Genomic DNA, 17,534 nt, shown 5'->3' on the forward strand with positions numbered 1-17,534 from the left:
AATTGAATTATCTTTTGGATTGAATCATTTTATTGGAAATGTTGAAAATGATAAAATTATTATTATTTGAAATAAATAACAGTTCTATTTTTAAAAAAGTCTAAATAATCATAGTTGGCAGGACGTGCAAGCTCCTGAGCTTCTTTCAATGAAGAAACTAAATAATTCCATTCAATAACCGATTCTAAAACCTCAAAAACGTCTAATTTTTCCTGTTTTGCTTTGATAAAAGCTTGTCCGATGTGCGTATAACCTTCTCATTCAGCTTTTTACCGTTTTGTTTCTGAATGTCCTTATGAGCTTTACGGCCTTTTGATAGCAGACTGAGTATTTGTCTGTCATGAATTTCAAACGCTTTATCCGTTAACTCTTGAGTAAGATGTAATAAATAGATGGTTAATATTGAATATCATTTATTTTCTCGAAAGTCACGGAACGCATAAGGCTCATATCTTGAACCTAGGCGATAGTTTACAAAATGTTGAATATGTTAAAAAATCAATATTCAAACTTAATAGCTAACCCCCTTACCATCAAGGGGTTAGCTATTTTTAGTGTACCCGACATGGGCTGGCTATACCTTGGTGGTGAAAATCGACTTGCATTATCCACTTTCATTTTTAATTAATAATATATCAATTAAATTAAAAATGATGTCACAAACCAGCTCTTTGAACTGTTATAAGGGTACAGTCGACTGATAAATAAAAGGAGGTGAGCTTATGGAGGGAATAGACATTGGAAAAAGGTTTGTTAATGGCGGAGAAGATGAACTGGAAGAGATAATCAATTTCTATGGTGAAAAACTCCTTCGCTATGCAACGGCGATTCTATGTGATTATCATGAAGCAGAAAATATTGTTCAAGAAGTCTTTCTTTCAGCCTATCAAAATCGGAATATTTTTGATGGCAATAACCTATCTGCATGGTTGTACAAAATTACATATAATCGCTGTTTAAATCAACTAAAAAAGCGTAAGCTCCATTATTTTCATGATATTCGTAGTGAAGTAGTTTTACCAGAGAAAGATAAAGGTTTGAGTGATGAGATGCTCCGTGCGTTACAGAAGCTTAAACCTATGGAACGTGCCTTGTTATATGGGCGAATTATGGATGGGCAGAGTTACGAGGAACTATCTCAGCTTACAGGAGGTTCTCCAACTGCATCACGCAAACAATATCAACGGGCCAAAGATAAAATAGTTAAATATCTTAATATTGCATATGGCAGAAAGGAGTCTAACTATGGGCAAATTTAATATGGACGAAAAACATATACATGAAATGTTCTCCCAAATTACGGTTGATTCAAGAAAACTTGCAGAACAGGTTAAAAGCCGATTGAATGAAGGTAGTGCTGACATGCCTGCTAGACACCGCAAACGGTGGACAAGGTCAACAATTGCAGCTATTGCGATATCGCTCGTATTAGTTACTAGTGCAGCTGCTTCATCTTTAGGGAGTTTTGATTGGTTCATAGAGAAATTTAATCCTGATTTTGGTAAGATTGTTGAACCAGTAGGAGTCTATAGTGAGGACGAAGGAATTCGCATGGAGGTGATCGGTGCACAGAAATATGATAATAGGGCGATTATATACCTATCTCTTCAGGATAGAACAGGTCAAAACCGATTGACGGAACAAACTGATTTTAAAGGCGGATTCAGTGTAAAAATGCATTCAGCAACAAACGAGGGAGGCAAAAGTGGAGACCCAGTTGTATCATCCAGCATGTCATGGAAGCAAAAAATGATTAATTTTAATAAAGATACGAATACCATTTATTATGAGTTTAATATAACGGCTGATCCTAACACACCATTAACAGATCCGTTGGAGCTTGGCAGTTTCCTTATTTATTTTAACGAAAAAGCTTATAAAGACGAACCCATTTCCGTATCCCTTACAGGAATTGCAGATGTAGAAACGATTCCTATTAAAAAAGCACAGATTTGGGGGGGCAGTAATGTACCAAGTGACCTCAGTTCATTAACAGAGGCACTTATGCCAGGGGATTATGCTTCCATGCCCCATGGTGAAAAGGATCAATGGGTTTCAAATATCGGTATTATAGATGGAAAATTGCATGTGCAGATAGGAAACATTTTTAATAAAGAGTTTGGTTCTAGTGATGCCATGCTTTCTCTAAAGGGTCCAGACGGTAATTTAATCTCCAAAGATTATAGTTTGGTATTTCTCAGTGATAAGAAAAATAACCTTCTTGATCTTGAAAATAACGATTATGATGACGCTAAATATAAATATGAAGAATTTGTATTTCCTGTAGGTAGCGAAAATATTAGTAAATATACTCTTTATTATACTGGTTCCGTTTATTCTGGGGTTGAAGGTAACTGGAAAGTTGTGGTAAATTCAAGTGATACAACTGCCAATTTACGTACTTGGAAAAATGATATTTCAGTTGAAGGTCATCTTTTTGAATATATAACCCTCAGTCCTTTAGGATTACAAGTAATCGGTACCTATAAAGGTGAGAATTTGATGGTCAGTGATATGCTACTTGAAATTGAAACAGTAGACGGTATTATCCCATTGGAAGGTGGTGGAGGAAGCCAAAACCCTGATAAACATACCTTCAATTCAAGTTGGGACACGAAAGCTCCTTTAGATATTACCAAAGTTAAAGCAATAATTATAAATGGCACTCGAATACCGGTTAAACAACAAGAAAATTAAAATAAAAATTTCAACACACTTGTTTAACAAAAGCTCCATTTTGCTAAACAGGAAACCCTTGATCTTGGATGGATCAAGGGTATTTAATATTGTAATTTCCTTAACGTTGTAAATCCGCATTTTCCTGACGCTACCCCATTATTGTTGAGCCACGGAACGGTATCTTCCTGATCCTAGAGTAGTCTGGTATTAGCAGCTGTAGGAATCTAAAAAGCAAGGACAATATCCATCCGTGGCTCGGAAAACAATAGGTTGGAATTGCAAACAACAATCAACAGGTTGCCAACACGAGTGTAGAAGGAAATGTTTACATAACCAAGGTGGGGCTATGGCCTCGCGCCTGCGCTGGCTGCTTGAGTGGATGGGGCATGAGGGGCAAGTGTATGTGCTGGAGGGCGGATTCACCGCTTGGCAGGCAGCAGATTATCCCGTTAGCTCAGAAGAGCCGAGTGCGGTGGCAGGGGTTATTTTTGAACCAGCTTTGCAAGGCGAGATTCTGGTAAGCCGCTCTTATGTGTTAGAGAGCATTGGCAAGGACGGGATCGTTATTATTGATTCGCGTGAAGCGCCTCGCTACCTTGGGGAAGTCGAGCCGATGGACCCGGCGGCCGGACATATTCCGGGGGCGATTAATCATTTTTGGGTGGAAAGCCGCCATGTGGATGGCGTGTGGAAGTCGCCGGAGGAGCAGGCGGAACGCTTTGCCGCGCTTTCGAAGGACGATGAGATTATCGTGTACTGCGGATCTGGGGTTACCGCTACGCCTAACTTTTTTGCACTGCAGGAGGCAGGGTTTAAGAATGTGAAGCTTTATGCGGGGAGTTGGAGTGATTGGAGCTCGGATAGCGGGAATCCGGTTGCGACGGGGGAAGAGTAAGGGCGGAGAGGCCGCGTCGAACACGGGTTTGGGGGCTGTGGCAGGTGGTGAGTAAGCGACCTGTCGCGGCCTTCTTGGCTTTTCTGTCAACAGCTTGCAAACAAGTACCCCGACGAAAGCAGTTGCAGGAACCCCGGAACCCGCCCTAATCTCAGGTAGCGGAGAAATGTTCATTCTTGTCTACTCCTAAGTTATTGTATTATACTTTTATTCTGAAAATTGAGCTAATGGAGGAACAAACAATGTTGGACGAAATAACTTCGTACCAGGAAAGTGATCACGATATATTAGTTGATATTTGGTATCGAGCCGTATGTCTTACCCATACATTTTTGAAGGAATCGGACATCCATTTTTACCGCGATATCGTTCAAAACGGGGCATTAAGAGAAGTTGAGATCCAGGTAAGCAGAAACGAAAATAAAGAACCGACAGGGTTTATAGGGCTCGTTGGAACCAAGATCGAAATGTTATTCGTAGATCCGGAATACCACGGAAAGGGGATAGGCAGCCGTTTAATAAAACACGCCCAAAAATTAATAGGAAACACTCTCCAAGTCGATGTCAATGAGCAAAACGATGGAGCATGCGCATTCTACAAACGATTTGGTTTTTTACAGATTGGGCGGTCGGAATTGGACAGTTCGGGCAAACCATTTCCCTTACTTCACCTCGAGTATCGAAGTTAAGTTAACGATGAACGAGAGTTCACATAGGCGCTGACTTATCCTCTGAGGCATTCCCGCCGCGCTGATCGGAGCCCCCATTTTTTTGTCGTGGAACTATTCGAACATAGGGATTAGTGGGGGGGATAAGAAGCTGGAGCGATTGGAGACGATCTTGGCTCTATAAAGCAAGTGAACCAATTTGTCATCAAGCACGCAGCCGAAGGAGGGGAAACTCACTCCTACAACACGAAGGCTTATCAAATCCTGGTCAGTACTGATGGTATAAATTGGACTAGAGTAGTGAACGTAACTAATAATACGAGCGGCATTACCGTGGACAAAATTACTGTAGTACCAGCTCGATATATTAAGTTGGTCGTTACGACGCCTACCCAAACCCAAAACGCTGCGGCAAGAATTTATGATTTTGAGGTATACGAAGCCATATCCTCAACATAGTGAAGGTAGCATGGATGCCTGAGGAAGAATCATTAGCTGGAGCGATTGGAGTTCGGATTCTAGTAACCCGGTTGCGGTGGGGGAAGATGAGTAACCTCTAGAAGTATAGCAGGTGCTGCTCACTCGCCTTCAAGTAGAGGATTAAGGTTTTATACGGTACAACAATTTTATTTTGAAATATGATCATAAATGTAATGTTATAATTGGATATGCCATAATCGGTACTATGTGGTGTGTTCATATGCTGACTGCGGTTTGCAAAATGACCCTGCCCGTTTCATTTATAGAAGGCTGAATGACCTATTCTGCTGTAACGATCTTATCCTTCATTTTTAAAATGATGTAATACGAAGGTGGCTATAACCTATGTCTGACAGCAAGGTGAAGGTAGGAGGTTCCAAGGAACGCATAGCTGTCCAGATCGACCAGCTGGAACGGCATTATTTGGTAGGGCGGGATATTGAAATTCAGTATTTCTTGCACCAATTGATAGACGGCGAGCAACAGGGACGGATATTGAATCTCTATGGCACCGGCGGTATAGGAAAGAGTTATTTAATCGATGAGTTCCGTCGTCTGGCGGTGAATGCGAATGCCGTCTTTCTGTTGCTGGACAGCCGTGGGTTCTCTCATACACCGCAGGACTTCTGCACGCAATTGCTGCGAATACTCGGCTATCCGATGGAGAAGCTGCAGCAGATTGCCGAGCCGCAGGCCCTTCTAGAGCTATGCCATGACATCCTGAGGGAAAAGGCGGTGAATCAGAAGCTTGTCCTCGCATTAGACACATTCGAGGATATGGGTGATATGGAGTACTGGCTGAGAGAGGCATTCCTCCCACAATTGTACCCGGAAATCCTGCTTATCATTGCGGGAAGATTTCCCTTGCAAGGTATATGGCTCAGTTCTCCGGCATGGCGCCACTGGATACACCGAATGCCCATTGGCGATCTGGATTATATCTCCGTTAAGCAATATCTGGAGCGCTCGGGCATTTCTCAGGAGCCGATGATCAAACAGATTTGGATGAAAACAAGAGGACATCCGCTCTCATTGTCCTTGATCGTCTCGACGACGATGCTTCAGAACATTCAGGGATTGGCTCAGGGATTGGCATTGGTGGACGAAATCGAAGTATTCGAGCATATTCTGAGCATTTGGTTAAAAGAGGTTCCGGACGACAATCTTAGGGATCTCGTAGAAGCTGTAGCTGTGCTACGACATTTTAACCAGGAGCTGCTCTCCGATGTATTGGAACGGAAGATAAAGACGGATGTATTCCAAAGGCTGGTCGGACTTTCCTTCATTCGGAGAGTGGATAGGGGTTGGATCCTCCATGATTTGATGCGGGATGCCATCAGCAATGGACTGCGTATGCGCCAGCCTGATCATTACGACTGGTTATGGAAGCGATGCATCATGTATTACTACAGCAGGATGACTAACCCGTCCAAGAGAAAGACGATCACATGGGAAGCCGTCGAATGGTACTATTATATCGGCGACCATGTCGTCCGTAGTCTCTGTTTTCAGAAATTGACTCCGCTTCTGATGGAGCCGCTCAGTCCATCCAATTGGTCGGAGGCAGAGCAGTATTTGGACAATCGTCGCATCAATGTGAAGGAAGTTTGCCTTCCTCTCCAGAACCAGGACACGGGAGAGAGGTTCGAGTATATGCTTTCTAAAGAAGAAGGTCTTTACCCGATTAAGCATATTCATCTTCAAGAGCTTTACGAGCTCGATCCTGGCATTGTTAAGCTGATGAGAGATCAGCATGGGGCAATACGCGGTCTGACGGCAATCATTCCGATTCATACAGGAACGCTTGACTACTTGCTAACTCATCCGCTGTCATCCACTTATTTCCAAAGTTTGCCGGACCATAAGCTAAAGGAACTCCGGGTGCCGAATGAACATCTTGCGGGCTATTTTGTGAAATCGATCGATGTGTCGGATTTTGAGGACGAGGCGGTACGTACAACTGCGGGGCTAGCGTTCGTCTCACTGCTTATATCTTCCGGTTATGTCGTGACGACAGGTCCTACAGTGCTCCCCTTCTTAAAGGAATTCCACCTTAGCTTAGGGTGCGAGCAGGTGAAAAACGTTGCACATTATGATTATGAGATTAACACGCCTACGCCCTATTACGTACTCGATACGAGAGGTGATAAGCTGCAGGATTATTTGAACAAAATGATCACGTCCTTAGGTATCTTTGATCATGCCAAGCAGCAGGATGATGGTATGGGGATGCTGTCCGAGCGGGAGAAAGAAGTAGTGGTTCTGCTGGTAAAAGGTTATACGAATCAAGAAATAGCGGCGGATTTATATATTACAGAAGTAACGGTCAAGAAGCATTTGACAGCGGTATTTCGGAAGTTGAATGTCAGGAATCGAACACAGCTGGTAAACAGCTACTTGAAATAAACATAATGATCGTAATCAGACAAGTTTTCTCTTAGGAGAGGGCTTGTCTTCTTTTTTTGTCTGTGAGGAGAACGAAAGTATACCCGAATTCGACTATTTTGCTACGTTCGGATAATAGAATGCGCGAAAGCAAGAGGATAAAATTAAGAATCAAAGTATTTTAAAGTGGAGGAAATTGGATGGTATGTCGTAGCTTAGATACTGAAGGGATAGAGGAGGAGAATTAGTAATGGCATTTCGTTATTGGAATAAACGGGTAATTGTGTGTATGGCTGCGTTAGCCATGGTGTTTGGATATTTTCCGAGTTGGGCAAACTCTGAAGGGGTCCACCTTCAAGCGGCAGTAGGTTTTAATGGAGGGGATGGAACGGATCAAGATCCCTATCAAATTGCGACAGCATATCAATTAAATGAAGTGCGGAATTATCTGGATAGTCATTTTGTTTTGATAAATGATATTGATTTAAGTGCTTATGATAAGAACCATTCATGGCAACCGATCGGTTCGGATGCAGTAGGGTTTTCAGGACATCTTGATGGAGGGGAATTTAAGATATCAAATTTGTATGTAGATAATACTGATTCTGTTGAAATCGGAGGGCTGTTTGGGGCAGCTACTGATTCAAGCAGTATACGAGATCTATTGTTGGAAAATGTAGATGTAAAGGGTGTTGATGATGTAGGCGCCCTAGTAGGCTATTATTCAGGGGATGGAATTATTGAAAATGTTACGGTTACAGGATTAGTAACGGGGTCAGGGAATTGGATTGGCGGGGTAATAGGCTACAATGATGGCGATACGACCATTAGTAATGTTAGCTTTGATGGGACGGTAAAGGGCAACGGAACAGTAGGTGGAATAATAGGCTTTAATTATCTTTCTACCATCACTAATGCTACCTCTGATGGAATTGTAGAGGGTGGGGGAGCAATAGGTGGCTTAGTCGGTTTTCATTTTTTAAGTGATATGAGTAATGGCATTTCACGAGCATCAGTGACTGGTATTGTTGATGTAGGTGGCTTGGTTGGAAGGAGTCAGGAGGGAAATATTGAATCTTCTTATGCAACAGGTAATGTAACGGGCATAGAGGACACATTTACTGGTGAAGACCATGCCACAGAGAACACAGGCGGCTTAGTAGGCAATAATATAGAAGGGACTGTCTCTAATAGCTATGCAACAGGACATGTAGATGGAAATGAATCTGTTGGTGGTCTAGTAGGTTATAATCTTCTTTATGGAATCGTTAAAAGCAGCTATTCGAGAGGGCATGTAACCGGAAATGTAGAAGTTGGCGGGTTAGTCGGTACCAATGAAGAGAGCGATATTATCGATAGTTATTATGATATCAATACATCTGGACAATCCGATATAAACGGTATAGGACTGCCTTCTCTATCCATGAAAACTAACGATACGTACGTAGGCTGGGATTTTGCAGGAATATGGGAACAGAATGAGCATAACAGTGGATATCCTTACTTTAGAGCTTATCAAAACTTTTTAACTTATGTAAGTAATGATCCGATTCAAGAAGATGAACCATCACTTAGTGTTTCCTATACGCCAAACAAGTCGGTGACGGTCGATGGAAACACAGGTAAATGGACCAAGCTAGGCTTCGTCTTGGGCGGCTGGAATACGGCAAGAGACGGTAGAGGGACTGCATATAGCAAGGGTGACACTATAGTATCTAGTAGCAATATCCTGTTATATGCAAATTGGGTAGTAAATAATGAAAACCTTAGCGGAATGAATCTATCTTCTGGGGCAACGCTAAGTCAGCCTTTTGATGAAAATGGTTTCAGCTACAATGCTAATGTGGCGAATAGTGTCAGCAGTATTCATGTAACACCCGTAACTGCTAAACAGACATCAACAGTAACTGTAGCGATTAACGGTGGTATAGCGGAACTGGTTGCTAGTGGCTCAGCGAGCAGCGAACTTCCGCTGAAGGTAGGCGTGAACACGATAAATGTGGTGGTTATCGCATCGGATGGAGTTGCGACTAAGACATATACGGTAACTGTGACACGAGAGAATAGTCCAATCGTAGTGCCACCAACACCGACACCGACACCAACACCAACACCGACACCAACACCGACACCAAAGTCATTTTACATTGATGAGGTTAGTATTGAGGTAATTAAGAAAATGGTAGCAAAATCGAACGCTGCGCCTGTAGTATCATATAAGGATGTACCTGCAAATGCCCCAAATGCTAAAGCGATTGTACTTGGGACTAAGCTTGGGATCATCAAGGGATATGAGGATGGTTCATTTCGAGCTAACGCTACAATAACTAGAGCAGAGTTTGCATCTATATTAGTAAGAGCCGTTGGATTAGCGTCAGAAGGTGATTCCGACTTTATAGATACCAAAGGCCATTGGGCAGCGGATGCCATTGCTACATTAAAAACAATAGGAATTGCTAAGGGTTACTTAGACGGAACGTTCAAACCGAATCAGACGATAACCAGAGCGGAAATCGTAGCTATGCTTTCAAAAGTAATGAACACGAACTTTGTGAAGAATACGAAGTTCAGGGATGTAAGAGGTCACTGGGCAGAAGCTGAAATTGATACATTATCCGATATGGGAATTGTAAAGGGAACAGCGAATCGTATCTTTAAACCTAATGCAAATGCTACGAGATCGGAGTCGTTAGTTATGGTTCTACGGATGTTGAACGTAAGTCTTGGTCATTCATTAGACGTAGAGTAGTAAACACTGCCGTTGAAAGTTGAATGTCAGGAATCGAACGCAGCTGGTAAACAGCCATTTGAAATAAACATAATAATCGTAATCAGACAAGTTTTCTCTAAGGAGAGAGCTTGTCTTCTTTTTTTTGTCTGTGAGGAGAATGAAAGTATACCCGACTTCGACTATTTTGCTACGTTCGGATAATAGAATGCGCGAAAGCGAGATGGTATTCTTGATAATGTTAACAAACTTGTTAATGAGATCAAAAAAACAACTATTAAGCATACCGAGAGCGTGGTGAGAAAGGTTGTTAGCTCATTTAATTAAGAAATCGCTTACATCAAAAGGACCCAACACGCTAGCGATCAGGCCCTATCATTCTTACGCGGCAGCCGTACTCAAGCCGGGTAATCCCGACAAGTATTTCGAACATTTGCACAAGACGGGATTTATTGATGGGGATCCTAACGTATTGAAAATTGCGACATTGCCTGAGTTTTCCTTTAACGGGGACACCAACCTGTTGACTCCAATCAACCGATTCGACTATGAGCAAATAAGAAGCGAGTTTGTGAAGCAAGCGCAAAGCTTTCCGAGGGGTGTTTTGTTTTGCCTAGGCACCGTGGCGGTAAACACGGGGCAAGTGAACGAGTCCGGTCAAAAAATTGGCGTGAATAGAGGTTGCATGATTGCGACTGGCACCGGCGAATCCATCGAGTGGGACAAGATGTCCGTAAGCACTCTGGATAATTGGCCCAGTGACTTTAAGGTGCAGATCGGTACGAAAGAAGAGGCCATTTTGGTCAAGCGATTGATGGATAGCGGAAGAGATGTCGTTATTTCGTTCCGTACTTGCCTGGATATTAAAGCACCTCCCGGCTTCGATATTCATCCCGATTTGATTATCTCTCCGGCGTTTGGCTCACCGCTGAATTCAGATCCCGTTCGTGCTCCTTATCGGGACGGTGTAGTGATTTTATGCGATAACGGCGGTGGTGATTTGAAAAATTTGATTGAAAATCAACGGGAAATTATTGTTGATTACAAAGATGGGAGCGAAACCTACATCAAATCTGGCTTATGGGACGTTGTGTCAAAAGATATCGGCAAATATAGGCTCCTGAGACCAACCAACCCTTTGGGCAACATGTTATCAACTTGGCTGCACAGTCTCGTCCCAAGCTTGAATAAATACCGGGAAATCGCGGACATCTATTCCAAAACCCATGCATTCGGTAAGTTTTATCCCGATTACGGCATAGCGATAACGAAGGTCAGACCGCTTGCTGATTTGACTAGGGAGCAATACGCAGCAAGGCGTCTGTTGGTGGACTTTACCGTGTTTTACGAAAGCAAACAGCAGGATAAAATGGCGGAACAACTGAAGGAACTGTCCAAAGCGATTCAGTGGGAAAGGTTGGAGAGCGAAACAAATGCGTTCATAAAGGACTATGTGGACAAACAGCTTAACCAGAAAGACGCATTGTCCAGACGTGCGCAGGATTGGATAGCTGAAATGAACGGCAATGCGTTTCAATGCGAACTGCTCGACCACATCAATTTGAAAGTGTTGGAATTGCTCATCAGCACCGGTGATGAACGGCACAACGAGCTTGCCAAAGAGTACCCGGACAAGCTGGTTCAACTTGTGCAGGAAACCATCAGCAGCGATATTTTTAAGCGGATTACGGAGGGTACGGTCGAAGCCTCCTATCTCGGTGAACTCCTTCATAGCCGCGTGTTGGCTGCGCAAGCTCACACGTTATCTGAAAGAATCAGTGAAACGCAACGGGAACTGGTTGCAGATACGAGCCGAATCGAAACGACAAAGCAGGAATTACAGAAAAAATACGAAGACGCGCAGCAAATTCGACAGGAGCTCGAACGAAGGGCGGACGACCGCGAGTTGCTTGACCGGAAGGAACGGCTGGAAAAAGAAATTTCCGAGTTAAAGCGGAAAACCAGGGACCTGGAGAAGAAGAGCGAGGACAAGAAACGAGAAGAACGTGACCGCCAAAAGGATCTTAAAGAAAAGCAAAAAGAACGTAAAGAGGCAGAAAAGAGAGCAAAAGAAAAAAGAGCTAAAATAGTTGAACTGAAATAGCGTGAACGGCTGCGAGAGTGAGGATTGCCAATGAGTGACGATAGACACTTGCAACAAAACCATGCAGATTACGTATTGCTGTCGCAAATTCAAAAGGAAAATCAAGTATTGATCCAGGATGATGCGATGATTTACTTGAGCACCGAGGTCAATCTTTCAATCGGCGAGGGCACCGAATTTGGCGGCAGCCATAACAAAGTGTACCTGTACGCCGAGCAGGTTACCTTAAGCAGGGCGTTTAAGCTGTCACACGGTATTCTTTCGGCCAACCAGATGTCGACGCTTGAGGAAGCGACGTTCGATTTGCAGGGCAAGCCTGGCTCGACGACAATCGAAGGTGCCAACGGAACGGACGGAGAAAACGGTGGCGATTTCAGTTTGTTTATTGAGAATGCAGCCGCCGATGCGCCCCATTTTATGGTGAATGCCAGCGGCGGCAAAGGAGGAGATGGGCTATCTTCGAACCCGAAAGGAAGGGATGGAGGCAACGGCGGCCGCGGTGGAAAGGTCAGGCTTCTCTATGGTCATCCGTATTTAAAACTGGTGGCTGAACTAAGGAGTATTTACCAGAATGAGGATGAAGAGGACAAAATCGAAAAACTGAACGGCTTTTTGGAGAGAAATCGGGACGCCGCGCCGCTGGAACCTTTCCGACAGAAGCTAAAGGACGCCGCCTCGGCGGAAACGGCCAATGCTGTTATAAAGGAGATGGCCTCCCGTCTGATCGTGCTTGTAGACGGATGGAAGAGCCAAGCGCTGGCAAGCACGGACATATCCGGAGGGATGTACGGTGCCTATGGAGAAGGCCTTGTCAACGGGAAAAACGGAAAAAACGGAGAGCGCGGAATGGTTCACATCATGCCTGTCGGCAGCGCAGCGCAATTGGAAAACATGCAAGAGGAATTCTTTTTTCCCTGGATACATCCCGTTCAATGTCAAATGCTGTTTGAGAAAGCCCGCTTGCGTTATTTCTGCCTAGAGCCATCGGACCGTGAGGCCATTGCGGAAACGATGATCTACTTCAGAAGATTGCAGCAAAAAACGTCGCCGTTTGAACAGGTAAAAGCGGGCAGCACGCTAGAAAAGCTGTGGTCGAGGTACGAGCAGCACGTAGGCGCAGCAGATAGTGTTCATATTTTCAAAGATTTGCATGACAAAACCGTGCTGTATTTGAACAGATTGTCACAGGGGCTTGATTATTATGGATACAAGTACAATTATGTGCCAGTCGTTTCATTCGATTTTTGCCGAGAGCAGCTTGATGCGCTAATTGCCAATTTTAAAACGATTCAAAAAGAATATGTGTTGCAGCTGGAATCGCTCCAAGACGTCACTCGGGCAAAATCTGCACTGGCTGCCGCCAGACGTCAGGCGGAGTTTACGGTAAGAAGTCATAGGTCTAAAAGAAATAGGCTGGTTGCCATGCTCGGAGATACCGCCAGGACGATTGAAAATTATAAGCCCTATATTGCCCGCAAGAAAGCAATGGTCGAGGAGAAAATAGAAGGCTTCAGAGCGGGTCTAGAAGAACACTTTGACTGGAACTGGGACAATATTTTTTCCTCGCTTGGTTCGATCGCATTTGCACCGAAGTCTTCCCTGATGTGGATGGTGCACGGCTCCAAAATCGCTTTTGATGGAAAAACGAAAGTAACGGGGAGCGACGACGATTCCATCAATAAAGCTTATCTCGTCAATCGGATTAGAACGATCACAAAGGAGTTTCAGAGCTTGAAGGAAGGTTACAGCACCATGCCTGGCGGCTCTCTGCAGCCAGATGATCCCGGCGCTGTGAAGCTGATTGGTGACACGGAAGCGATTGAAGGGTTGCTGCGCCAAGTGTCTGAGCAAATTGACAGCACTGCGTTAAGTGAGGCGCTGCACGACTATGTACAGACGGTTATTGATAGAAACGGCCACATCATGACCTATAATGCAAGCGCCTTACTCTTGCTTCAGACGATCAACGAGCAGCAGGAGCTGGAGAGTACTATTAGACGGTTTAATCAGATCATGATCGAGAAGATGACGGAGGTTTCTCCCGCATATACGAGTTTTGTCTCCCGCATGTATTTCGATGCGATCGCCCAAATATTCGAAATGCTGTATTTGACGACCCGCGCCTATAACTTTTGGGCACTCGAGCATACACAATTAAGCGATGTGCTAGGCGGGAGCGTCAAGGAGGTCACTTATGCCGGATTGTTGGGTGCACAAAATAAAATTCTTGGACTTTACAAAGACGCAATCGGTCTTTTCGGAACGAATTGCTCCCATTTTCCTGCCAATCAGCAAAAGGGTATTTCGTTCAAGCTTACTCCGCATCAACTGGATTTCATGAAAAAGAACTATGAAGCAATGGTGAGCATACCGCTCCAAAAACATGAGGCGGATACGAAAAGCCCGTTCGCTGGCTTGGCTGACGTGCGAATTACCAAGGTGCGCTGTTTTCTAAACGGCGCCAAAGCCAAGCCAGGCGCGCCTAATAGCGAGGTATTGCTGAATATTACGCATTCCGGACAGGAACAACTGATTTCAAGAGACAATGCCATCTACAATTTTCACCACGATAAAAGGGAAGTCCCTTTCCAGTACGATCTGAACGATACTGCCAGCGTCGTCATTGATGGTAACTTCGGCGAGTCCTTTCACGGAGAGAAAACGCCTTATGCGTTGTACGGTCCATATACGACATGGAAAATAGAAGTCGACAAATCCTTTCGAAGCCGCATTGATTTAAGCGAGTTGAAGGAAGTTACGCTTGAATTTCATGGCACCTGCTATTCGTTCCATACCTAATCCCCGAAATGGAGGCTGTTTGCCTATGACAACGAATTATTTGGAACTGAACGATCTAGTTGAGAAAATGGAAGGCAAGCCGTCCACCCACGGCTGGGACATCGTTTGTTCATACGACGTCCGTCAGTTGAACGTGTTTTTGAAATCACAGTATGAAGCGGGGAGACTCGCCAAAGAAGTCATGCTGAAAACGGAGCGGGAACATCCGATTGACGGAAAGAAGTATACCATCCAATACGACATCAAATTTGCTTCGCCCGTTATCAGCTTCATTGCCGGGCGTTCCGGTTTTGCGACGCTGACAATGCCCATCGATAAAGGCAGCACCGTTTGGATAATTAATGAGGAAGTCGTGACTAGAACGATTCCGATTCCGGGAGGCACTTACAGCGTGCAAGCCATCGTTCCACTCGTGGCGATCAAGGGAGACACCGGCGAAGTCATCGAGCATGACGATGTCGTGACGTTCAGTGACGGTAATGCACACGACAATCATATTATTGTGCATTTCAATTCGGAGAGGGGAACCTTGTATCAAATCGTTCCGCCGCCGGATCCGAAGGACCACGATATTTTGATCACTTACTTCTTGCCTTCATTGAAAGACTACTTTCAAACGAATATTCAGGGGATCGATTATGCGTTGTCTTCGATTAACAACAAGCAACCGGCATCCGGCAAAACCATTCTGACGCCAAAGTCGTTCGTGTTTACTTCGACGGGAGACAAGAATGATGGGGTTCTGAGCTTGTACATTCAGACGAATGAAAGCGGCTGCCCGCCAGGCAATCCATCGCCTACGTTTCTAGCAGGTGATAAGGCCATACATCCGATTCCGAAAGGTTATACGGCCAGCATCATTTTGTCCAACAAGTTAGTTACGCAATCGTTTTTAAAACCTCAACTGAAGGCTTCCGGTTTTTCGGCCGAACTATCCAATCCGATTAGCGGAGGCGGGATATTTGCTGTACTGCGGAAAAACCAAAATATAATTTCCGTTGGAAAAAGTGGGGAAAGCTTCTTTGAAAGTCACAGCTATGACGGGCTGCAAATTAGCATGCACGACAATCCCATCAATTTGACGTTGCAGAAAGGCGGAATTACGCTTGAGTTTGAGGGGAATGCGCTTTCGAAGTGGAGCCAACATTCAAAGTTTTCGTCATCATACTCCCCCCATGGCAGCGTTAATATTAAGATCTGGCTACATAAAGGGCCCGTGCCGTTGACGCTAAGTGCGGAGGACGTAATCGGGTCGCACATTTCCGTCGATCCGAACGAATTTACGGTTGATTTGCATGGTGAAGCTTGTAATATTATAGACTTTGGTTGTACGGACACCTATCCTAGGTTTTACGAATACTTGAGAGGACGAATTCAGTTCCCCGATTTCGATCTTCATTTGCCAGGCTTGGACTTCTTCAATACGACGAACTTGCTGGCACCCGGTCAGAACGTCATCGGACTGGACACGTCCAAAGGCGTGCAAACGCCGCACGATTTTCTAGTCGTCGGCAACGTAACGAATCTGAAGCAGTTGCGGGAGCTACGCACCGAAGCGGCTGAGGGGTTTAATCGAACAACTTAATCTGCGAGGGGTATAGCTCTGACCTGCGGTATAACCGTTGTAAGATGCGATAAGGTATACCGAATGCAGGTGGCTGTCGAAACGAAGCGAAGTAGAAAGAAGGGATCGGCACTTAGTCCAGCATGCCATAATTATTTCGCTGAATCTGCTCCTTCAGTAGCATCCAGGAATGGTTAACCTATATTGCGTCATGAAGACGGACCTGTTCGTTGACAGACGTTTTGTATATTTTGCTAATGCACTCCGTCCGTCGTATTAGGAGGTCAGCCCATTTTTACGGGTTGACCTCTTTTCGTTAAGTAGTGAAATGATCAGGTTACTTGGATAAACGAAAAAGAGCCGCGCAGCATGCGGCTCTCAATCTGATTTTAGCGCCCGCCTGTATTTGAAGCCCAGACAGGAATCCAACTATTAGGATAATAGCTGTTTGTTAGGGTTGTGTTATAGAGAACTAAATTTCCATCACTTTGCATGACCAGCGTGTCACCAGTTGTGTCAGCCGGCAGCCCGCTCCCGTGATGGGTTGGAATCCAAGAGGCTGTGTTGGCAAACCAAGCGGCTTGCAGTATAGAAGTATTAATCACCCAAACCTTATCATATCCCCAACCAGTGTAATATTCGTATTTGCCTGTGGCAGGGTTGAATCCGTAGCGATATCCATATTGGAATACATCTTGATAGCTTCCGCCATATTTGTATATGACCGGTTTCCCAAATGCTTCAAATTTGAACGAAACGGCCCCACTGTTACTGGTGCCACTACTCCAAAGAGAGGAACCATTCTGATAGATGACAAAATTACCGTCATTCTGCCAAATAGCTGAAAATCTACCATCTTGGGAGGTGAGATAGTCGCCTTTCGCCATGCTGCCGCCTATAGTAAGCTTATCTCCAAGATAGCTGGCGGAAGCCGTCGCTGGTACGGCAAATGCCAAAAGCAGCAAGCAAGCCATAAGGATTCGAAAAGATTTGGGAAAAAGTTGTTTGTTCATTTGACACGCTCCTATGTTCCTTATAATGGTTAAAGCTAAATGCATAGAACAATAAACTCTTACAGTTATTGCATGTTTCTGCGTAGCATTCAGTCAGGAGCGGTGAAGGAGAAATTAACACATCCCCATCTGGTGGAACACGGGAAATAAGATTTAAATTGCTCTCAGGGTCACCTCCTTTGATAGATAATATAAATGCTTTGTAGGAATAGAGGCTCA

11 protein-coding genes and 1 pseudogene are annotated in these 17,534 nt (G+C 44.4%); 10 read left to right on the forward strand and 2 right to left on the reverse strand.

Annotation, left to right across the window (positions count from 1 at the left end; genetic code table 11):
- Positions 1-83: 83 nt before the first annotated feature.
- Positions 84-466 (reverse strand): annotated as a pseudogene (locus tag ABEW34_RS04945) (Tn3 family transposase); the annotation flags it as partial.
- A 256-nt stretch (positions 467-722) separates the two neighbouring features.
- Between ABEW34_RS04945 and ABEW34_RS04950 the strand changes: the two are divergent.
- The 10 genes from ABEW34_RS04950 (at position 723) to ABEW34_RS04995 (ending at position 16,323) form a co-directional block, all read left to right on the forward strand.
- Positions 723-1,259 (forward strand): RNA polymerase sigma factor, encoded by a 537-nt coding sequence (locus tag ABEW34_RS04950; protein ID WP_430155411.1) that lies wholly within the window; start codon positions 723-725, stop codon positions 1,257-1,259.
- On the forward strand, positions 1,246-2,697 hold the full coding sequence (locus ABEW34_RS04955) for a hypothetical protein (RefSeq protein ID WP_430155414.1): 1,452 nt from the start codon (positions 1,246-1,248) through the stop codon (positions 2,695-2,697). Before ABEW34_RS04950 ends, ABEW34_RS04955 begins: the two co-directional genes overlap by 14 nt.
- 328 nt (positions 2,698-3,025) lie before the next feature.
- Positions 3,026-3,574, forward strand: coding sequence for a sulfurtransferase (locus ABEW34_RS04960; protein ID WP_430155416.1), 549 nt, complete (start codon positions 3,026-3,028; stop codon positions 3,572-3,574).
- A gap of 242 nt (positions 3,575-3,816) precedes the next feature.
- Complete coding sequence (locus tag ABEW34_RS04965; protein WP_430155418.1) at positions 3,817-4,263, forward strand: GNAT family N-acetyltransferase; 447 nt, start codon at positions 3,817-3,819, stop codon at positions 4,261-4,263.
- Positions 4,264-4,422: 159 nt separating this feature from the next.
- Positions 4,423-4,701, forward strand: a complete 279-nt coding sequence (locus ABEW34_RS04970) for a discoidin domain-containing protein (protein WP_430156170.1) — start codon at positions 4,423-4,425, stop codon at positions 4,699-4,701.
- Positions 4,702-5,067: 366 nt separating this feature from the next.
- A complete protein-coding gene (locus ABEW34_RS04975) occupies positions 5,068-7,128 on the forward strand; it encodes a LuxR C-terminal-related transcriptional regulator (RefSeq protein ID WP_430155420.1) in 2,061 nt (686 codons plus the stop codon).
- Between the two features lie 229 nt (positions 7,129-7,357).
- The gene (locus tag ABEW34_RS04980) at positions 7,358-9,856 is read left to right on the forward strand and encodes an S-layer homology domain-containing protein (RefSeq protein ID WP_430155422.1); all 2,499 of its coding nucleotides are present in this window, start codon (positions 7,358-7,360) and stop codon (positions 9,854-9,856) included.
- Between the two features lie 286 nt (positions 9,857-10,142).
- Positions 10,143-11,939: a hypothetical protein gene (locus ABEW34_RS04985; protein WP_430155424.1), complete on the forward strand. Its 1,797-nt coding sequence runs from the start codon at positions 10,143-10,145 to the stop codon at positions 11,937-11,939.
- 30 nt (positions 11,940-11,969) lie between these two features.
- Positions 11,970-14,738, forward strand: a complete 2,769-nt coding sequence (locus tag ABEW34_RS04990) for a hypothetical protein (RefSeq protein WP_430155427.1) — start codon at positions 11,970-11,972, stop codon at positions 14,736-14,738.
- A gap of 25 nt (positions 14,739-14,763) precedes the next feature.
- A complete protein-coding gene (locus ABEW34_RS04995) occupies positions 14,764-16,323 on the forward strand; it encodes a hypothetical protein (protein WP_430155429.1) in 1,560 nt (519 codons plus the stop codon).
- A gap of 368 nt (positions 16,324-16,691) precedes the next feature.
- On the opposite strand, the gene ABEW34_RS05000 is transcribed toward ABEW34_RS04995, so the two are convergent.
- Complete coding sequence (locus ABEW34_RS05000) at positions 16,692-17,315, reverse strand: hypothetical protein (RefSeq protein WP_430155431.1); 624 nt, start codon at positions 17,313-17,315, stop codon at positions 16,692-16,694.
- Between the last annotated feature and the right edge of the window lie 219 nt (positions 17,316-17,534).

The organism is Paenibacillus algorifonticola, from assembly GCF_050481745.1.
Taxonomy (GTDB): Bacteria; Bacillota; Bacilli; order Paenibacillales; family Paenibacillaceae; genus Pristimantibacillus; species Pristimantibacillus algorifonticola_A.